The organism is Streptomyces sp. NPDC058674, from assembly GCF_042716505.1.
Lineage (GTDB): Bacteria > Actinomycetota > Actinomycetes > Streptomycetales > Streptomycetaceae > Streptomyces.
This window is the reverse complement of the sequence record NZ_JBHXSC010000035.1, coordinates 39,413-58,674: the sequence shown is the minus strand read 5'-3', so window position 1 is coordinate 58,674 and position 19,262 is coordinate 39,413. Positions and strand designations below refer to the sequence as shown.

General features: G+C 72.5%; 18 protein-coding genes and 1 pseudogene. 7 read left to right on the top strand and 12 right to left on the bottom strand.

Annotated features, from left to right (window positions below):
• Positions 1-54: 54 nt before the first annotated feature.
• A pseudogene (locus ACFWU6_RS19440) lies at positions 55-927 on the bottom strand (DUF4394 domain-containing protein).
• Between the two features lie 374 nt (positions 928-1,301).
• On the opposite strand from ACFWU6_RS19440, the gene ACFWU6_RS19435 reads away from it, so the two are divergent.
• The 4 genes from ACFWU6_RS19435 to ACFWU6_RS19420 all read left to right on the top strand — a co-directional run bounded on the left by ACFWU6_RS19435 (position 1,302) and on the right by ACFWU6_RS19420 (position 5,315).
• Positions 1,302-1,970, top strand: a complete 669-nt coding sequence (locus ACFWU6_RS19435) for a ribosome-inactivating family protein (protein ID WP_383982112.1) — start codon at positions 1,302-1,304, stop codon at positions 1,968-1,970.
• Between the two features lie 97 nt (positions 1,971-2,067).
• The gene (locus tag ACFWU6_RS19430; protein ID WP_383812439.1) at positions 2,068-2,904 is read left to right on the top strand and encodes a hypothetical protein; all 837 of its coding nucleotides are present in this window, start codon (positions 2,068-2,070) and stop codon (positions 2,902-2,904) included.
• Positions 2,901-3,644, top strand: coding sequence for a class F sortase (locus ACFWU6_RS19425; RefSeq protein ID WP_383812437.1), 744 nt, complete (start codon positions 2,901-2,903; stop codon positions 3,642-3,644). The genes ACFWU6_RS19430 and ACFWU6_RS19425 overlap by 4 nt, the downstream gene beginning before the upstream one ends.
• 321 nt (positions 3,645-3,965) lie before the next feature.
• Positions 3,966-5,315, top strand: a complete 1,350-nt coding sequence (locus ACFWU6_RS19420; RefSeq protein ID WP_383812436.1) for a flavin-containing monooxygenase — start codon at positions 3,966-3,968, stop codon at positions 5,313-5,315.
• A 12-nt stretch (positions 5,316-5,327) separates the two neighbouring features.
• Here the strand turns inward: ACFWU6_RS19420 and ACFWU6_RS19415 are convergent, their stop codons facing one another.
• The 10 genes from ACFWU6_RS19415 to dhaK form a co-directional block, all read right to left on the bottom strand.
• The gene (locus ACFWU6_RS19415) at positions 5,328-6,665 is read right to left on the bottom strand and encodes a tryptophan dimethylallyltransferase family protein (RefSeq protein ID WP_383982110.1); all 1,338 of its coding nucleotides are present in this window, start codon (positions 6,663-6,665) and stop codon (positions 5,328-5,330) included.
• 104 nt (positions 6,666-6,769) lie between these two features.
• Positions 6,770-8,128: a cytochrome P450 gene (locus tag ACFWU6_RS19410; RefSeq protein ID WP_383812432.1), complete on the bottom strand. Its 1,359-nt coding sequence runs from the start codon at positions 8,126-8,128 to the stop codon at positions 6,770-6,772.
• A gap of 11 nt (positions 8,129-8,139) precedes the next feature.
• Positions 8,140-8,733: an ATP/GTP-binding protein gene (locus ACFWU6_RS19405; RefSeq protein WP_383982108.1), complete on the bottom strand. Its 594-nt coding sequence runs from the start codon at positions 8,731-8,733 to the stop codon at positions 8,140-8,142.
• The gene (locus tag ACFWU6_RS19400; protein WP_383812429.1) at positions 8,708-9,085 is read right to left on the bottom strand and encodes a DUF742 domain-containing protein; all 378 of its coding nucleotides are present in this window, start codon (positions 9,083-9,085) and stop codon (positions 8,708-8,710) included. Before ACFWU6_RS19400 ends, ACFWU6_RS19405 begins: the two co-directional genes overlap by 26 nt.
• On the bottom strand, positions 9,082-9,483 hold the full coding sequence (locus ACFWU6_RS19395) for a roadblock/LC7 domain-containing protein (RefSeq protein WP_383982106.1): 402 nt from the start codon (positions 9,481-9,483) through the stop codon (positions 9,082-9,084). The genes ACFWU6_RS19400 and ACFWU6_RS19395 overlap by 4 nt, the downstream gene beginning before the upstream one ends.
• Positions 9,480-10,646, bottom strand: coding sequence for an ATP-binding protein (locus ACFWU6_RS19390; protein ID WP_383812426.1), 1,167 nt, complete (start codon positions 10,644-10,646; stop codon positions 9,480-9,482). The genes ACFWU6_RS19395 and ACFWU6_RS19390 overlap by 4 nt, the downstream gene beginning before the upstream one ends.
• A gap of 617 nt (positions 10,647-11,263) precedes the next feature.
• Entirely contained in the window at positions 11,264-11,512 is a 249-nt protein-coding gene (locus tag ACFWU6_RS19385) for a hypothetical protein (RefSeq protein ID WP_383812424.1), read from the bottom strand.
• A 525-nt stretch (positions 11,513-12,037) separates the two neighbouring features.
• Positions 12,038-12,475 (bottom strand): PTS-dependent dihydroxyacetone kinase phosphotransferase subunit DhaM, encoded by a 438-nt coding sequence (locus tag ACFWU6_RS19380; protein WP_383982104.1) that lies wholly within the window; start codon positions 12,473-12,475, stop codon positions 12,038-12,040.
• Entirely contained in the window at positions 12,472-13,110 is a 639-nt protein-coding gene (gene dhaL / locus ACFWU6_RS19375) for a dihydroxyacetone kinase subunit DhaL (RefSeq protein WP_383982102.1), read from the bottom strand. Before dhaL ends, ACFWU6_RS19380 begins: the two co-directional genes overlap by 4 nt.
• 52 nt (positions 13,111-13,162) lie before the next feature.
• Positions 13,163-14,167 carry a dihydroxyacetone kinase subunit DhaK gene (gene dhaK, locus ACFWU6_RS19370; RefSeq protein WP_383982100.1) on the bottom strand — a complete coding sequence of 335 codons (1,005 nt, stop codon included), beginning with the start codon at positions 14,165-14,167 and terminating at the stop codon, positions 13,163-13,165.
• Between the two features lie 208 nt (positions 14,168-14,375).
• Here dhaK and ACFWU6_RS19365 point away from each other — a divergent pair, with 208 nt between their 5' ends.
• The 3 genes from ACFWU6_RS19365 (at position 14,376) to ACFWU6_RS19355 (ending at position 18,605) form a co-directional block, all read left to right on the top strand.
• Positions 14,376-15,224 carry an MIP/aquaporin family protein gene (locus ACFWU6_RS19365; RefSeq protein WP_383812071.1) on the top strand — a complete coding sequence of 283 codons (849 nt, stop codon included), beginning with the start codon at positions 14,376-14,378 and terminating at the stop codon, positions 15,222-15,224.
• A 69-nt stretch (positions 15,225-15,293) separates the two neighbouring features.
• A complete protein-coding gene (gene glpK / locus ACFWU6_RS19360; protein WP_383812069.1) occupies positions 15,294-16,811 on the top strand; it encodes a glycerol kinase GlpK in 1,518 nt (505 codons plus the stop codon).
• Between the two features lie 81 nt (positions 16,812-16,892).
• The gene (locus ACFWU6_RS19355; protein WP_383812067.1) at positions 16,893-18,605 is read left to right on the top strand and encodes a glycerol-3-phosphate dehydrogenase/oxidase; all 1,713 of its coding nucleotides are present in this window, start codon (positions 16,893-16,895) and stop codon (positions 18,603-18,605) included.
• 63 nt (positions 18,606-18,668) lie between these two features.
• On the opposite strand, the gene ACFWU6_RS19350 is transcribed toward ACFWU6_RS19355, so the two are convergent.
• A complete protein-coding gene (locus ACFWU6_RS19350) occupies positions 18,669-19,226 on the bottom strand; it encodes a GNAT family N-acetyltransferase (RefSeq protein ID WP_383982098.1) in 558 nt (185 codons plus the stop codon).
• Between the last annotated feature and the right edge of the window lie 36 nt (positions 19,227-19,262).

Below are 19,262 nucleotides of genomic sequence, written 5' to 3'. Positions count from 1 at the left end.
ACGGTGAGGGGGAGACCCGGCCGCGGGGCGGGGGGCCCCCGCCCCCGGGAGGGGTCAGCCCTGGTTCAGGGGCAGGGCGAGGTCGGTGACCTGGCGGTCCTGGGGGAAGGCGCCCAGATCGCGGGCGGCGCCGGTGAGGAGGTTCATCCCGTACAGCCGGAAGGCCCCGCCGGTGCTGAGGGCGGCGAAGCCCCGGTTGGTGCCCTGTCCGCGGGAGTAGTAGACGTCGAAACCGGCATGCGGACCGGCGTTGACGCCGAGGTTGCCGGTCGGGGCGAGCGTCCCCGCGTTGGCGGGGGACTGGAGGGAGACGCGGTCGGCCGTGGTGTCGATGTCGAACAGGGTGGTCGCGGTGGCCGCGTCGAGGTCGTTGTTCGTCTAGGCGGCGCCGGTGACGCCCAGGGCGGTGGACGGCGCGGTGGTGGGGTTGGTCAGCGTCCCGTCGGCCGTGGTGGTCAGCGGGGCCGACCGGTCGTCGACGTTGTGGCGCAGGTTCTGCCCGGTGTCGGAGATGACGCGCAGCCGGTTCGCGGCCGGGTTGAAGTCGACGCCGAACTGCGCGCCGGACAGGGCGACGGTCAGCTGGGAGACCTTCGTGGCCTTCGCGCTGGAGGTGCTCAGCGTGTAGATCCCGCCGCGGTCGCCGACGCCGTACAGCCTCTCGTTCTGGACGCGGAAGTCGATGCCGACGATCCGCCTGTCTCCCCGGAGCCCGGAGACCCTGCCGATCGACATCGGCTTCGCCGGCCGGTCGACGGTGAACTCCACCAGGCGCTGGTCGGAGGTCAGGCCGACCGCGGTCAGCGCCCCGCGCGCCATGCGGTCCGCGGCGGGGGCGCTCCCGCCGTCGGCGGCCGCCAGGACGGGCGCGGAGAGGGCGGTGGCCACGGCGATCGAGAGGGCGATGGTGGTCTTGCGCGTACGCATGGTTCTCCCGGGAGGTGTCTCGTCCCGCCCACGGGGGGAGCGGGTCCGGACGGGATTCGCAGCGCAGGGGCGCGCGGACGGGCCGAACCCGGGAAGACCACCCCGACGGCGTCATAGTGCGCTTGTCGGGCAGGTCCGTCCCGATCCCCCGCGGCGGCGGGGAGGAGGGGCCGCCCGTCGGAGGACGCCGGATCGCGCGGTGAGTTCGCTCAGCGAGTTCGCGCGGTGAGTTCTTAGCATCAGAGGGCAAGTATTCGCACCGCCGTCGCACGGGCGGCTACAAAGGGCCGGAACGAACAGAGCCCGGCGGAACGGATGATGCCACCCGTTGACGGCCGGGGTGATGTCGAAGGCGGTGGACGTGTCGTGCGCGAATGCAGCAGGATCGAACCGGTTGCGGTGGACCCTCCTCCGGGGAGGCCGATTTCCGGATCCGCCCCCTGATGCGCGCCGTCACGCTGAAACCCGTGGCGTTCTCCGTGAAGTACGCCTCCGTGGGGGAATACCGGCTCTTCGCCTCGACCATCCGGTCCAGAGCGGCGCAGGCACGGGAAATCGCCAAGGAGGAGGGGCATGGTGAGACGGGAGCGTACTTCCTCCCCGCGCGCATTCAGTTGAGCGGTCTGTTCGTCGAGCTCTACATCGAGCTCCGGGTCCGGAATCCGGGTCTTCGCATCGTCGGCTTCCGCAATACCTTCGAAACCGGACAGGCCCCGCCGCAAGCGTGCTTCCGCCATGTGCGGGACTCGTCCGCGCCGCCCGGGATCCGCCGTGCGGAAGCCCTGCCGTTCGACGGCGGACGCTCCGCCCTGGAGGCGGCGGCCGGTGTACGGCGGACGGACCTCTCCCTGGGACGCCGCCCCATGATCAATTCCATTGTCTGGTTGCACCGGAACAGAGATCCGAGATGCACCGCACAGGGAATTCTCGTGCTCTCGGAGATGCTCTGCGAAGCCGCCCGCTTCCCCGTCCTGGCGGACCGGATGTCACGCATATGGATGACCGGCGGGCAGCTGACGGCCGCGTCGGGAGTGGTCGCGTGAAAACGGGATGCCGTGTGGGGGCCCACTCCGGGAACTCGATCCCACCTCAGTACGATCCGCGATTCCCGTCCTGGGAATCCATGGAACAGGAGCGAATGTGATAGTCAAGCGCACTGGTCGCCTCGTGGTGCTCACCGCCGTGCCCGCCGCCGTGTTCCTGACCCTGGGGCTTTCGGGCCCAGCCCTCGCGGAGGGAGGAAAGGCGTACCAGATCGACCTGGCGCAGCTGAACGAATCCGGTTCCCGAGGCACCGTGATGCTCAGCCTCAAGGGCAACAACCTCACCGTGCAGATCGAGTCCGAGGGCATGGTGCCCGGACAGCCGTCGGCCCAGCACCTGCACGGCTCGACCAAGGGGCACGACTTCCACTGCCCGGACGCCAGTGACGACACCAACGGCGACGGGATTCTCAACAACACCGAGGCCACGGTCGACTACGGCGACATCAACATCTCGCTCACCACCTCCGGGGACACCAAGGCGACCAGCGGTCTCGCCGTGGAGCGCATGCCCGTCGCGAACAAGCAGGGCAAGGTCTCCTACAAGCGGACGATCGCCGTGGGGCAGGACGTGGTCGACCACATCAAGGACCTGCACGTCGTGCAGCACGGCATCGACCGCAACAACAACGACAAGTACGACTTCCAGGGGGCCGGCAAGAGCGAGCTCGACCCCAAGCTGCCCCAGGAGGCGACCGCTCCCACCAACTGCGGAGAGGTCAAGGGGGCGGCCGTGGGATCCATCCCGGTCGGCGGCATCGAGACCGGCGGCGGCGCCCCGCAGCCCGCGGCGGTGCCGGTGCCCGTGTCGGCGACGACGATGGCCGGGGCGGGGGTCGCCGTGTCCGCGCTGACGGCTGGCGCGGTGGCCATCAGGCGCTCGCGGTCCCTCGCGGTCCCGGTCCGAACGAAGAACACCGGGGGCGCCGCGTGAAGCCCGCCCGGCGCGCCGCACCCCCCGTGCCCGGCTCGCGGCCCCGCCGCCGGACCGCGGTCCCCGTGGCCGCCGCCGCCCTCGCCGCGCTGCTCCTGGCGGGCTGCGGCGGCCAGGACGCGGCGTCGCCCCCCGCCCCCGGGGGCCAGGCCCAGCAGGGCGGTGTACCGGCCGCCGGCGCCGCCGGAGGCGCTCCCGCCGGCGAGGCCCCCGCCGGCGGCCATCCCCCGGCGCCTGAGGGCGGCGCGCAGAGCGGCGCGGGCGCGGGCCGGGCCGCGCCCGCGCTCGCCCGGTCCGAGCCGCAGAAGATCAGCATCCCGTCCCTCGGCGTCTCCAGCTCGCTGGAGACCCTGCGGCAGAACGCCGACGGAACGATGGAGACCCCGAAGGATCCCGGTCTCGCGGGCTGGTACGAGCCGGGGCCGACCCCCGGTTCCCAGGGGCCCGCCGTGATCGCCGGCCATGTCACGTGGAACGGCGCGGCGGCCGTGTTCGAGAAGCTGAAGACGATGAAGGCGGGCGACACCATCAAGGTCACCCGGCGGGACGCCAAGACGGTCACCTTCACGGTGAACCGGGTCGCCGAATACCCGAAGGCAGAGTTCCCCACCCTCGAGGTCTACAAGAACCTCGACCACGCGGGCCTCCGGCTGGTCACGTGCGGCGGCGACTTCGACCCCAAGAAGCACTACTACGACAGCAACGTGGTCGTCTTCGCCAGCATGACGGGCACCGCGTAACCGGGACGAGGGGCCGGGCGCGCACGGGCCCGCGCCGGCCGCAGGACCGCACTGCGGCCGGGCGGGCCGCCCCGGGTGGGCTGGCACCCCTGAGCGCACGCCAACCCGCTTGCCGCAGACCGGCCTTGGGGCCCGACGCCGGCGCCACCTCGGAGCGCCCGCGCCGGGACCCGGTCGGTATCGTGAGGCCTCCGGGCTCCCGCACGGGGACGGCTGCGGCATCCGCCGCGGCGGTTCCCGCGCTGCCGCGCCCCCGCCGCGCCGGCGCGGACGGGGACCGGTCGGGAAGCCGACGCACGTGACAAGGACGGATGGTGTTCTGTGCAGGGATCCTCGGGCGGGCCGAGCGGCGGCGACGCTCCCGTCACCGCGACCGTGTGCGTGATCGGCGCGGGACTGTCGGGGCTGGCGACCGCACACGCCCTCGCGGCCAGGGGGATCGACTTCGTCGTCCTGGAGGCGGCGCCGGACGTCGGGGGGATCTGGCGTCGGCCGGGGGCCGGCGAGCGGGGCCCGGCCTATCTGTCGCTGCACCTGAACAGCGCGAAGCAGCTGACCGGTTACGCCGACTTCCCGATGCCCTCCGAGCTGCCCCTGTACCCCGGGCACCGCGATGTCGCCGCGTACCTGCGGTCGTTCGCCGAGTGGGCCGGACTGCTGCCCCGCATCGAGCTGCGTACCGAAGTGGTCTCCGTACGGCAGGACGCCGACGGCGCCTGGACGGTCACCAGCCGGGACGGGCGGGCAGACGTGACGGAGCGGCGCTTCGGGAAGGTGGTCGTCGCCTCGGGCCACAACACCGAAGCCGCGCTGCCCGATCCGCTGCCGCCGGGATCCGAGTCCTTCACCGGCAGGATCCTGCACTCGATGGACTACCTCGACGGCCGCGACTTCGCCGGGCAGCGGGTCGTCGTCGTCGGGATGGGGGCGTCGGGGGTGGACATCGCCGCCGACCTCTCCCGGCACGCCGACCGGACCCTGCTGTCCGTCCGCCGGGGGCTGCACATCGTGCCCAAGCAGTTCTTCGGCACGTCCGTGGACCTGATCGCCGAAGCGCCGTGGTGGAACGAGATGTCCTTCCCCGAGCAGCGCCGCTTCGTCGAGCAGGCGCTGCTCGTGGCGCGCGGGAGGCTGGCGGACTACGGCCTGCCCGAGCCCGACCACCCGGTCTTCGCCTCGGCGGTGACCATCTCGGACGAGATCCTCAGCCGCATCCGGCACGGCGCCGTGCTCCCGAGGCCCGCGATCGCCTCCCTGAACGGCAGCCGGGTGACCTTCACCGACGGGACGGCGGAGGACGCGGACGCGATCGTCTTCTGCACCGGCTTCCGCATGGACTTCCCCTTCCTGCCCGCCGGGTGCCCGGTGGGCAGGAAGCAGGGGGCGGTCGAGCTGTACCGGCGGGTCGTCGCGCCCGACCGGACCGGACTGTACTTCGTCGGCCTGATCCGCCCCGTGGGCTCCATCACGCGCCTCGTGGAGGCCCAGGCCCGGTGGGTGGCGCGGATCGTCGACGGCGACGCCGCCCTGCCGTCCGAGGAGGCCATGCGCGAGGAGATCGACGCCCACCTCGGCCGCATCGAGGAGCGCTACGGTCGGACCGAGGGTGCCTCTATCCAGGTGGACGTCGGGCCCTACCTGCGGGAACTGCGGGAGATGCAGGACGCGTAGGGCCGCACCGCCTCAGCGGACGGCCTCGGGCCGCGCGGCCGGTGCGGCGGCCGGCGGCCTGACCGCGTACGCCTCGGAGGAGATGTACGCGGTCACCCGCGGCGGCCGCCCCTGCTGGTGGGCGAGGCCCAGGTAGGCGATGAGGCCGACGCCGTCCTCGAGCGGCCGGGAGGTGACGGCGGCCAGCGACCGCAGGAGCGGGCCGGTGTCCATGCCGTGCCGGCCGAGCACGGCCACCGCCCGGTCGAGGGCCTCGCCGTCGTGCCGGGCGTAGTCGCGGACCGGGACGTAGAGGGTGAAGCCGCTCGGGCGTCCGCTCGCCGTCTCGGTGAAGGAGTGGCAGGACTGCACGGGGCGGCGGTCGAGCCGCAGGTCCGGCCCGTTCCCGTGCCCGTTCCCGTCCAGGCCGTCGGCGTCGAGGCCGCAGGGGTCGGCGCCGTGCCCGGTCCCGAGGCCGCAGGGGTCGGCGCCGTGCCCGGCCGCCGTGCGGAAGAAGCGCCGGACCTGCGGCCGTCCCGAGCCGCCGTCCACCCGGGACAGGCCCGCCGCCTCGGCGGCCGACAGGTCGTGGTGGGCGAGGTAGACCTTCACCCGGGGTTCCTCCCAGTCGCCCAGGTCCAGGGCGAAGAACAGGTGCCGGTCGCCCTCGGGCAGCGAGGCGAAGGCCTTCCGGTGGCCGAGGCGGCGCAGGGCCTCCCGCACCGTTTCGGCGGAACGTTCCTGCCCGGACGCCGCCGGGTTCAGGTACACCTTGACCCGGGGCACTCCGCCGGGCAGCAGCTCCAGTGCGCACCAGAGCGCCAGGGGCCCCTGCGGGTCCGGCGGGAAGAACAGGTCCTCCAGCCCGTCCAGCCGCGTGGTGTCGAATCCCCAGCGCCGCGCCATCTCCCGTACGACCCGCAGCCCGGTGCGCCCGTTCTGCGCCAGGCTGTCGGCGCCGTAGCCCGGTTCCAGCAGCACGCGCAGCGTCGGTTCTCCGTCCGGCACGAAGGAGAGCGAGAACTCCACGGGCGTGTGGTCGTCGGAGAGGAAGGACTCGTCGGGCGGCGGCAGGTGGAGCGGCCGCTCCGCGGCGGGGCCCAGCACCGTGAGCAGCGTGCGCGCGTACCCGGCGGAGTCGGGCCCGCTCAGCCCCGCGGCCTCGCACAGCCGCAGGACCTGTCTCGCCGCGTGGGCGCCGAGCGTGTCCCCGTCCGGCGCCCTGGGGTCGGCGGCCCCGGGGGCGCCGGCGGCCCCACCCGGCGAGGACCGGAGCGCCCAAGAAGATACCCGCCTGGAGAGGCGGGTATCGGGGGCGCCCGGAGCGCCGGAGTGGTGCATGACAGCGGCGTCGTCGGATATGTGGTCCACGACACCTCCTTCGCCTCGTAAGCAGGACGTCACAACGCGTTGCTCACTACCCCTGAGGCGAATCGTTCATGCGGTGGTGGGGGAGTCGACCGGAGTTGCGTGGGTCACCTGGTGATCCAGGTGAGGAACTGGCTCCACATTCCGCTGCGTTCGCGCTTGTGCCCCGTCCCGGCCGCCCCGCCCCCCTCCGGGCCCGGGGACGCGTCGGTGCGCTCCCGGGCGCCGCCCCCGCGGACGGACTCGACCGGGGTGAACCGGGCCGGGAGCGTGGCGAGCCCCCGGTTGAAGGGGCCGGGACGCCAGACGAGGCTGTCCTCCGGCACGGCGAGCTCGACGTCGGGGAGCCGGTTGAGCAGGTTCTCGATGGCGGTCACCGTGATCTGCCGGGCGGGCTCCTTCGACGGACAGGCGTGCGGGCCGGCGCTCCAGGCCAGGTGTGCCCGGTTGCTGCCGGCCTGGCGTGCGGCCGTCAGTGCGGGGCCGGTGTTGGCGGCGGCGAATCCGACCAGCACGAGGTCGCCCGCCCGCAGCTTCTGCCCCGCGAACTCCATGTCCGACGCCGGGTAGTGCGGCGCCAGGTTCTGCATGGGCGGGTTCTCCCACAGCGTGTCGTCGATGGCCTCGTCGATCAGGCCGCCCTTGTGGGCGTACGCGTCATGGGTGAGCAGCCGGTGCAGGGTGTTGCCGATGAGGTTCCGCAGCGGTTCGTTGCCCGCCACCAGCAGCAGGGCGAGCTGGTGCACCATCTCCTCGTCGGTCAGCTTCGCCTGGTGCTGCATCAGCCACGAGGTGACGTCGTCCCCGGGCTTGGCCCGCTTGAGCCGTACGAGCTCCCCGACCGCCCCGTAGAGCACCTCGACCGCCCGCTCGGCGTTGAGCCCGTCGAACATGCCGGCGATGCCGAAGAGCACGCGGTCGCCGATGTCGGGCGGGCAGCCGAAGAGCTCGTTGAAGACGAACAGCGGGAGCTGCTTGGCGTAGTCGCCGAGCAGGTCCGCCGAACCACGCGAACCGAACTGCGATATAAGGTAGTTGGAAACCTGTTCCGTGCTCCGGCTCAGCCTGCGCGAGTCCACGCGGGCCATGCTGTCGGTGACCGCCTGGCGCAGCCGCAGGTGCTCGGCGCCGTCGCTGAACATGCAGTTGGGCCGGTACGCCAGTACCGGGACGACGGGGTTGTCCGGGCTGACGACGCCCTCGTTGAGGTCCCGCCAGCGACGCGCGTCCTTGCGGAAGGAGCCGGAGTCCTGGAGCAGTTGCAGCGCCGTGGAGTAGTCGGTCACGAGGGTGGCCTCCACCCCCGGGGCCAGCTCCACGGGCGCGGTCGGACCGTAGTGGCGCAGGTAGGCGTAGTAGGCCTGCGGATCGGCCGCGAACCCGGGTCCGTGCAGCGGTACCCGGCCGCCGGCGTCGTGCGCGGGGCACCCGGGCGGGGGCACGGGGGTGGTGGGTCGAGCGTCCATTTGTGTGCTTCCTAGTGAGCGCGGTCCAGCAGATAGCGGACGAGGGTGATCAGCGCGTCGCCGGACGATTTCGCGTCGCGCGCGTCGCAGGTGACGACCGGGGTGTCGTCGAGCAGGTCCAGAGCCTCGCGCAGTGCCCGTTCCTCCCGGTCCGGCGTGCCGTCGAAGCGGTTGACGGCGATCGCGTAGTCGAGGCCGTACTGCTCGATCAGGTCGATCACGGCGAAGGAGTCCGCCAGGCGCTCGGGGTCCACGAGCACCAGCGCCCCGAGCGCGCCGCGCGCCATGTCCTCCCACATCTGGACGAAGCGCAGCTGGCCGGGGGTTCCGAAGAGGTAGAGCACCACGCGGTCGCTGATGGTCAGCCGGCCGAAGTCCATGGCCACCGTGGTCGTGGTCTTGCCCCGCACTCCCTTGAGGTCGTCGAACGACTCGCCCGCGCGCGTCATCGTCTCCTCGGTGGACAGCGGGGGGATCTCCGACATCGTGCCGATGAAGGTGGTCTTGCCGACGGCGAAGTGGCCGACGACCAGGATCTTCACCGCAGTCTGCGTCGCTCCGCCGCGGACGTACGCCTGCTCACGCAAACTTGGCGCGGAGACCATTGAGTACCTCCTCGAGGATGTGTCGGTCCGTGAGCGCGGCGCGCTGCACGGGAGGCCGGGTGATGAGGTAGCCGCCCTCGGTGAGGGAGGAGAGCAGGATCTTGACCACACCCATGGGGAGCCGCGTGTGCCCCGCGATCTCGGCGACCGAGAGGTAGCCGGCGGTGCACAGGTCCAGCAGGCCCTGCTCCTCGGGCGACAGCCGCGTCGGACGCTGCTGCCGGTCGTCCGCCGCCGTGACCAGGGTGATCAGAGACAGCTGCTCCTCGGCGGGCAGCCCGCGACCCTTGGTGATGACGTACGGACGCACTAAATCGGCGGCCTCGGGCCCGAGTTCTTCGAAGGAGGTCATGAGCGGATGCCGAGGTTCTCACGCGGCGGCGTGGTCAGGGCCTTCCCCAGCTGGCCGACGAGCTGCTGCATCCGGAAGGTGATGTCCTGCATGTCCACGTCCGGCGAGGCGGAGACACCGAGGTACGCGCCCTCCCCGGCCGAGATCAGGAACACCCAGCCGCCGTCGAACTCGACGAGCGTCTGGCGCCACTTGAGCTGGCCCGACTCGATGAAGAACCCGAGCGACCGGCTGAGCGACTGCACGCCGCTCATCGCGGCGGCGACCGTGTCCGCGTTGTCCTTGTCGAAGTCCTTCGTCCGGGCCATCAGCAGACCGTCGGCGGAGACCAGGACCGCGTGCAGTGCCCCGGGAATCTCCAAGGCGCTGTCAAGCATCCATGACAGATCGTTGTTCACGAGACCTCATGCCCTTCGCTGCTCGCATCACGTGTGCTGCTCGTATGACCCGCCGGGTCCGGGCGCAGGGCCCGCCCGTTCTCCGTACCCCGCTGGAAGGCCCCCATGATCGCTGCGGCTTCCGCGTCGGAGCGGCTCGCCGCGGCCGGAGCGGGTGTGCTACCCGGCACGATGGCCATCGGCCGCTTGCGGCTGCGCTTGGGCAGGCCGTCGACGGTCGAGGACGTGGTCACCGCGGCTTCGGGACCGCTCGGGTCGGCCGTGTAGACCGGCGCCGCCGGAGCCGGGGCCTTGCGCTCGGGCATGGCGGTGAGCAGCTCGTGCGGCAGGAGGAGGACGGCGCGTACGCCTCCGTACGGTGAGCTGGAGTCCACGGAGACCTCGAATCCGAAGCGCTCGCAGAGCACGCCGATCACAGCGAATCCGAACTGCGGGGGGCTGCCCAGTCCGTCGACGCCGGAGACCCGCTCGGTCGACAGGAGCTTCTCGGCCTTGGCGCGCTCCTCGTCGTTCATGCCGACACCGGCATCGTCGACGACGATGCAGATCCCCTTGGGCACGGTGCGGATGTTGATCTCGACGACGGTGTCCGGGCTGGAGTAGCTGGTGGCGTTGTCGAGCAGCTCGGCGAGAGCCAGTGCCACCGGTTCGACGGTCCGGTTGGTGATGCCGAAGTCGACCTGGGAGAGGATCTCCACGCGCCGGTAGTGGCGGATCCTGCCCTGGGCGCTGCGGACCACGTCGTAGACCGAGGCCACCTCGCGCTGGCGCCCCAGCCAGCCGTCGCACAGTACGGCGATGGACTGCGCGCGCCGCCCGAACTGCGAGTTCGTGTGGTCGATCTCCAGGAGGTCCTGGAGGATGACGGACTCGCCGTACTTGCTCTGCAGGCCGGAGATGACCGACTGCTGTTCGGCGGCGAGGCCCTGGAGGGTGCGCATCGCGGACTTGAGGACCGATTTGGTCGCGTCCTGGGCGTGCTCCTTCTCGGCCTCGACGGATTTGGAGAACCCGCTCTCCAGCTCCGCGTAATGTGCTTTGATCATCTCGATCTCGTGCCGCAGAACCCGTGCCGCCCGGCGCTGGCGGACAATGACGGCGACCGCGCCGATGACGGCGACGAGAAGGGCCCAGAGCACTGGGTTCTGTATGTGATGCGTCATAAGACTCTCTTCAGGCGACTGACGGCCAGTTGCTGAATCCGTCCGTGCGGGGGACCGGCGGACCGCCCGTGCCGGGGTACCGCCCGGATGGCCGCAGTGGTCGGAGATGTCGTCGTGCGCCCATCGGCCGTTCCGCAAGTGCGATGATCGTATCACCGGGTGTGAGCAGGTGATCGAACGTCAACAAGGCGTTCAGCGGTGCACATTGACTTGTTTTGGCTGGCTTCACCGCGAACCGGTGAGGTACGGGACAGCCTCGCGCGACAGGGCGTGCGCGCCGGGCGCGGGGAGGTGTCCGACGGGGGAACAGCCGGTGAAGATGCCCGGCCCGGCGGTGGACCCGGTGGTGGACCGGGGGGTGGACCCGGCCGGCCTCAGAGCGGGTGTCGACCTTCCTGCGCGAGGCGGTTCGCGAGCTGGGTGCGGGTGCGCTCGCCGGTCCTGCGGGACCGCCCGGTACGTGCGGCCGAGCATCGTCTGGTCGTGATCCCGGACCGTAGGACGCGGCGCGGGGGTGCACCGCCCCACCGGGCGGTGCACCCCCGCACGATCCGCGTACCGGGCGGTGCATCGGCACGTCGACGGTCAACCCCCGCCGTGCCGCTGCTCCGTGCGGGTCAGTGGCCGAGCGTGAAGTGACCGAACTGCCAGTGCTCCTGCTCGCCCTCGGCGGCGCACGAGGAGGTGTAGACGGGGCCGAAGTGCGCCGGGACGGCGGCGGCGGTCGAGCAGGTGGCCGCGAAGCCCGCGTGGCTACCGGAGAAGAACTCGCCCTCGCCCGCGTCGTCGGCCAGTGCGGCGCCGGCGCCGCCCAGCAGGATGCCCGCGGCAAGGACAGAGGCGGTCAGGGCAGAGCGCATACGCATGACTACTCCCAAAGGGTTTCCGGATGACGCGTCAGGAAGAGTGCACGTCGGCCGGTTCAACATCACGGATCGTCACGAGAAACGGCATGTCACTCCAATGGCCCGACAAAGGCGCCGGGGCGGCCCGGGAGGGCCCCGGGGCCCGGGACCCGGCTCGCGGCCGAGTGGGTGGCGGGCCCCTGCCGCGGCCGAGCCGCCTGCGGGGCGCGGCCCTTCGGGCACGTACGCCGGGGGAGCTGCGGGCCCGGTGGCCGGCGGGGCGCGGCCGGTGCGGCGCCCCGCCCGTCCGGGTGCGTTCCGCCCGCCTCGTCACGCGCGCGGCCGGCGCAGCCCGGAGCAGGAGACCGCTCGACGCACGCTTCCACGGCCGTCAGGACTCCCGGGAACGGCCGCCCGGCCCGGGTGCCGCCGACTCCTTCCGGGCGGGGGTCAGGACGTGTGGGTACGAGGTGGGCTCGCGCGCGGCGGTTCCGACCGCGGCGAACGGCCGCCCGGCCGCGGCGCCGCGGCGGCCGGGCGGCCGGGTCAGGTCTTGCGGTAGGAGTACGCCTCGGCCGCGGCCGTTTCCACCGCCGTCAGCGGGGCTCCGGCCGAGGCGGCCACCACCGCGGCCACCGCGCCCTCCACGAACGGCGCGTCCACCAACCGGGAACCGGTCGGCAGCTCGTCCTCGTCCAGCAGCGCCTTGACCGTCAGTACGGCGCTGCCCAGGTCCACCAGCAGGGCGACCCCGGCGCCGCGGTCCACCTCGCGCACCGCCGCGACGATCCGCTCCGCACTGGTGCCCAGACCGCCGTCGGCCGTACCGCCCGCGGCGGCCACGGGCGCCACCGGGCCGCCCGCCGCCAGGCCCCGCGCCAGATCCGCCACCGACTCGGCAACCGCCGCGCTGTGCGAGACCAGCACCACGCCGACCGGGCCGGGGCCGGAACCGGGCTCTGTGCCCCCCTCCGCGCCGGTCACCGCGGGCCGCCCGGCGCGTCCGCGGCGTCCGCCACGTCCGCCAGCGCCCCCAGCAGCAGCGCCGAAGAGGTCGCGCCCGGATCCTGGTGCCCCACGCTCCGCTCGCCGAGGTAGCTGGCCCGGCCCTTGCGCGCCTGCATCGGGACCGTAGCCAGCGCTCCGGCCTCCGCCGCGTCCCCGGCCGCCCGGTAGGACGTGCCGAGCGCGGCCACCCCCGGCACCAGCGCATCCAGCATCGTCTTGTCGCCCGGGGCGGCCCCGCCGAGCTTCGCCACCGCGCCGACCCCCGTGTGCAGGGCCTCGCGCACGGCCTCGTCGGAGACCTCGGCGGCGTCCCCGAGCTCCTTGCCCGTGCGCCGCAGCAGCGTCCCGTACAGCGGTCCCGAGGCGCCGCCGACGGTGGAGATCAAGGTGCGCCCGGCGAGCTGGAGCACCGCTCCCGGGGTGTCCGGGACCTCCGCGTCCGGGGCCCCCGCGCCCAGGGCCGCCCGTACCGCTGTGAAGCCGCGCAGCAGATTGCTCCCGTGGTCGGCGTCCCCGATGGGGGAGTCGAGCTCGGTCAGCCGGTCCGCCTCGCGCTCCACGGCGGCCGCGGCGGCCGCCATCCAGCGCCTGAAGAAGTCTGCGTCTCGCACCGGATCTCCTCGCTCAGCCTCTGGTTCGGCCCGTCCCACCGCCACCATACGATCAGCGGCCCCACCGGAGCCCGGCCGTCTGCACCGGCGCGTCCCACAGCCGCAGCACCTCCTCGTCGGCCCGGCACAGGGTCACCGAGCAGCCCGCCATGTCCAGCGAGGTGACGTAGTTCCCCACGAGCGTCCGGGCCACCGGAACGCCCCGGTCCGCCAGCACCCGCGCCACCTCGGCGTGGAAGCCGTACAGCTCCAGCAGCGGCGTCGCGCCCATCCCGTTGACCAGGGCCAGGACCGGCCCGTCGGCCGGGGCCACCGCCACCAGGTCCTCCAGTACGGCGCCCACCGCGAACTCCGCGATCTCGCGCGACGACATCATCGCGCGACGCTCACGGCCCGGCTCGCCGTGGATGCCGACGCCGAGCTCCAGCTCGCCGTCCGGCAGGTCGAAGGTCGGGCTGCCCTTCGCGGGGGTGGTGCAGGCGCTCAGCGCGACGCCGAAGCTGCGGGAGGCCTCGTTGACCCGCCGGGCCACCGCCGCGACCTGTTCCAGGTCCGCGCCCTCCTCGGCCGCGGCCCCGGCGATCTTCTCCACGAAGAGCGTGGCCCCGGTGCCGCGCCGGCCGGCCGTGTAGAGGCTGTCGGTCACGGCCACGTCGTCGTCGACCAGCACCCGCTCGACCCGGATGCCGTCCTCCTCGGCGAGCTCGGCGGCCATGTCGAAGTTCAGCACGTCGCCGGTGTAGTTCTTGACGACGAACAGCACGCCCCGCCCGGAGTCGACTGCCTTGGCGGCGCGCACCATCTGGTCGGGCACCGGAGAGGTGAAGACCTCGCCGGGACACGCGGCCGACAGCATCCCGTACCCCACGAAGCCCCCGTGCAGGGGCTCGTGTCCGGAACCGCCGCCGGACACCAGCCCCACCCGACCGCCCTCACGGGCGTCCCGGCGCACGACGACCCGCCGCTCCACGTCCACGTCCAGCTCCGGATGGGCGGCGGCCATCCCCCGGAGGGCGTCGGCGACCACGGTCTCCGCACTGTTGATCAGCATCTTCATCGGGTACCTCCCGGGTGGAACCGAAGGGTGGACCACTGACCGGTGCCCGCACCGAGCGCCCGCCACCCCCACAAGTGTGCCGCGCGGCGGCGGGCATCCGCGATGCGCGGGCGTCGGTGGCCAACCGAAATGGGCGGGATTAAACTGATCTGCGGCGGACTCGGGGCGGTCCACTGCCGGTCCACGGGCCGGCGGGAAGCAGGCACCGATGACTGAACACCTCAAACGATCGGGTCTGGTCGGCGAGCTCTCGGCTGAATTCGCCGGCACCATGATCCTCATCCTCTTCGGTTGCGGCGTGGTGGCCCAGGTGGTCGCCGGAGGGGCACTCACGGATCCGGCCGGCGGCCTCGGCAACCACGACAGCATCGCCTGGGCCTGGGGCCTCGCCGTCACCCTGGGCGTCTACGTCGCCGCGCGGCTGAGCGGCGCCCACCTCAATCCCGCGGTGACCGTCGCACTGGCGGCCTTCAAAGGGTTCCCCTGGAGCAAGGTGGCCCCGTACGCGCTGGCCCAGACGGCCGGCGCCTTCGTCGCGGCGCTGATCGTCCGGTGGAACTACACGGAGGCGCTGGCGAAGGCCGACCCAGGCCACACCATCAAGACGCAGGGCGTCTTCTCCACCCTGCCGGCGAACGGGAACACGAACCTGCCGGTCACCGAGTGGGGTGCGCTGCGCGACCAGATCATCGGAACCGCGATCCTGCTGCTGCTGATCATGGCCGTCACGGACCTGCTCAACACGCCTCCCGGCGCCAACCTGGCCCCCTTCATCGTCGGCCTGATCGTGGTGGCGATCGGCATGGCCTGGGGCACCAACGCCGGCTACGCCATCAATCCCGCACGCGACTTCGGTCCCCGGCTCGCCAGCTTCTTCACCGGGTACGGGGGAGCGTGGCGAGACCAGTACGGGCACTTCTACTTCTGGGTGCCGATCATCGGCCCGCTCATCGGCGGCCTGCTGGGCGCGGGCCTGTACAAGTTCTTCATCGGCCGGTTCCTGCCGACCGCCGAACCGGAACCCCCGGGACGGATTCCGGCCCCGGAAGAGAAGTGACCGACTCCCGCGGGACGGGCCGCGATCCGGCCCGTCCCGCGGGAGCGACCCGAGGAAAGGCGGCACCCCATGGCTGACTTCGTCGGCGCCGTGGACCAGGGGACCACCAGCACCCGTTTCATGATCTTCGACCATGCGGGCAACGAGGTGGCCAAGCACCAGCTGGAGCACTCACAGGTCCTCCCGCGCTCCGGGTGGGTCGAACACGACCCGGTCGAGATCTGGGAGCGCACCAACTCGGTGATGCAGAACGCCCTCCGGCACGGCAACCTCTCCGCCTCGGACCTGGAGGCCATCGGCATCACCAACCAGCGGGAGACGACCGTCGTCTGGGACCCCCGCACGGGCCGCCCGTACTACAACGCCATCGTCTGGCAGGACACCCGCACCGACTCCATCGCCGCGGCCCTGGAGCGCTCGGGGCAGGGCGACGTCATCCGCCGCAAGGCGGGGCTGCCCCCCGCCACGTACTTCTCCGGCGGCAAGATCCAATGGATTCTGGAGAACGTCGACGGAGTCCGCGAGGCGGCCGAACAGGGCCACGCCCTCTTCGGCAACACCGACTGCTGGGTGCTGTGGAACCTCACCGGGGGCCCCGACGGCGGAATCCACGCCACCGACGTGACCAACGCCAGCCGCACCATGCTGATGGACCTGGAGACCCTCGACTGGGACGACGAGCTGCTGGGCTTCTTCGGCGTCCCGCGGTCGATGCTGCCGGCCATCAACCCGTCCTCGGACCCCGCGGCCTATGGCCGCACGCGCACCTCCCGGCCGCTGCGCGAAGCCATCCCCATCACCGGCGTCCTCGGCGACCAGCAGGCGGCCACCGTCGGGCAGGTCTGCTACGCGCCCGGCGAGGCCAAGAACACCTACGGCACCGGCAACTTCCTGGTGCTCAACACCGGTACCGAACTGGTCCGCTCCCAGCACGGCCTGCTCACGACCGTCGCCTACCAGTTCGCCGGCAGCCCGGCGGTCTACGCCCTCGAAGGCTCCATCGCCGTCACGGGCTCCGCGATCCAGTGGCTGCGCGACCAACTGAAGATCATCGGTGACGCCGCCGAGAGCGAACGCCTCGCCCGCACCGTCGAGGACAGCGGCGGCATCTACTTCGTCCCCGCCTTCTCCGGCCTTTTCGCCCCGTACTGGCGCTCCGACGCCCGCGGCGCGATCGTCGGCCTCGCCCGCTACCACGACAACGGCCACCTCGCGCGGGCCGCGCTCGAAGCCATCTGCTACCAGAGCAGGGACGTCGTGGAGGCCATGGAGCAGGACTCCGGCGTCCACCTCGACGTCCTCAAGGTCGACGGCGGCGTGACGGCGAACGACCTGTGCATGCAGATCCAGGCCGACGTGCTCGGCGTACCCGTCAGCCGCCCGGTCGTGGCGGAGACGACCGCGCTCGGCGCCGCCTACGCCGCCGGCCTGGCCACCGGCTTCTGGCGGGACACGGACGAACTGCGCACCCACTGGCAGGAGTCCAAGCGCTGGGAGCCCGGATGGACCGAGGAACAGCGCGCGGAGGGCTACGCGGGCTGGAAGAAGGCAGTGGAACGCACCCTCAACTGGGCCGAGGTCGCATAGGACCGGGCGGATGCGCGCGGCCGGACCGCCCCGAGCGGTACGGCCGCACCCGCAGCCGCCCGCCGTACGAGGAGGAAACCCATGGCGAATCCGGTGGCCCTCTCGCCCGGGGCGCGCGCAGAGGCACTCGCCCGCCTGGGCGAGGGCGAGCTCGACGTCCTCGTCGTCGGCGGCGGGGTGGTCGGCGCCGGAGCGGCCCTGGACGCCGCCACGCGGGGCCTGAAGGTCGGGCTCGTCGAAGCCCGGGACTGGGCCTCGGGCACGTCCAGCCGCTCCAGCAAGCTCATCCACGGCGGTCTGCGCTACCTGGAGATGCTCGACTTCCGGCTCGTCGCCGAGGCACTCAAGGAGCGCGGGCTCCTGCTCCGGCACCTCGCCCCGCACCTGGTGCGGCCGGTACCCTTCCTCTACCCCCTCCAGCACCGGGTCTGGGAGCGCCCCTACGTCGGCGCCGGCGTGTTCCTGTACGACGCCATGGCGACCGCGTCCGGGACCTCCAGGGGCCTGCCCCACCACCGCCACCTGCTCAAGCGCCAGGCCCTGCACGAGGCACCCGCGCTGCGCTCCGACGCCCTGGTCGGCGCCGTCCAGTACTGGGACGCCCAGGTCGACGACGCCCGGCACACCATGTTCCTCACCCGCACGGCCGCCGCCTACGGCGCGCTGGCCGCCAACCGGACCCGCGTCAGCCGCTTCCTGCGCCAGGGGGAACGGGTGGTGGGAGCCGTCGTCACCGACCTGGAGACCGGCGAGGAGACGCAGGTGCGGGCCAAGCAGGTCATCAACGCGACCGGGGTGTGGACCGACGACACCCAGGCCATGGCGGGCACCCGCGGACAGTTCCACGTCCGCGCCTCCAAGGGCGTGCACCTGCTGGTCCCGCGCGACCGGATCAACTCCCGGACCGGACTGATCCTGCGCACCGAGAAGAGCGTGCTGTTCGTGATCCCGTGGGGACGCCACTGGATCATCGGGACCACCGACACCGACTGGACCCTCGACAAGTCCCATCCCGCGCTCAGCTCCAGGGACGTCACCTACCTGTTGGACCACGTCAACGAGGTCCTGGCCACCCCCCTGGTCCCCGAGGACGTGGAGGGCGTGTACGCGGGACTGCGGCCCCTGCTGTCCGGCGAGGCCGCGGAGACCAGCAAACTGTCCCGGGAGCACCTGGTCGCCCACCCGGTGCCCGGCCTCGTCGTGGTCGCCGGCGGCAAGTACACGACGTACCGGGTCATGGCCAAGGACGCGGTCGACGAAGCGGCCCGCGGCCTGGACGAGAAGGTGCCCGACTGCACCACGCACCGCGTCCCGCTGCTCGGGGCCGACGGCTATCCCGCCCTCTGGAACTCCCGGCACGGCCTCGCCGAACGCTCCGGGCTGCACGTCGCCCGCATCGAGCACCTCCTGAACCGCTACGGCTCCCTGGTGTACGAACTGCTCGCGCTGGTCGAGGCCGACCCCTCGCTCGGTGAACCGCTGCCGAGCTCCGACGACTACCTGAGGGTCGAGGCCGTCTACGCGGTGACCCACGAGGGGGCCCGCCACCTGGAGGACGTACTGGCCCGCCGCACCCGGATCTCCATCGAGTCGTGGGACCGCGGCGTGGACGCGGCGCGGACCGTCGCCGAACTGATGGCCCCCCACCTGGGATGGGACCGGGCGCAGCAGGACCGCGAGGTCGACCACTACCTGAAGCGGGTGGCCGCCGAACGCGAGGCCCAGGAGCAGCCGGACGACCGGACCGCCGACGCGGTGCGACTGGGCGCCCCCGACATCATCCCGGGCCGCTGAGCCGCTGAGCCGCCTCCCGGGGCTCCCCGCCGGCGGGGAGCCCCACCAAGTGGCTGGGACGGCTCACGGTGTCCTGCCCGCGGGGCGGTGGTAGCGGACCTCGGGGACCGGGACGCCGTCGACGTCGGAGGAGGAGACGGCGCCGTCGGGGGTGAATCCGGCGCGCTCGTAGAAGCGCCGGGCGCGGGCGTTGCCCTCGACGACCCACAGGCGCAGCGCCGGCCAGGAGCCGGTGCGCCGCAGCACCTCGGCCATCAGGGCGCGGCCGATGCCGGTGCCGATGAGGTCGGGCCGGGCATAGAGCGCGTACAACTCGCCCGCCCCGTCCGTGTGTTCAGTGGCGGGCCCGCAGCCGAAGCAGGCCCATCCCACGACGGCGCCGTCCGCGTCCTCGGCGACCAGGTCGGTGGAGGCCGAGGCGGCGTCGGCGAAGCGGGCGCGCTGCCGCGCGGCGTCCTCGCGGGCGTCCATGGCGTCGAGGTGCGCCTGCGGCATCAGCCCGGCGTACGCGTACCGCCAGCCGGCCAGGCGCAGCGCGGACACCGCGTCGATGTCTTGCTCCGCCATCGCGCGGATGCCGATTCGGGGCCCGTCCGAGTGGGCGTCGGGGTGAGCAGTCATGGTCGGGAGTCTGACACGGGCCGCTTCCGCCCGACC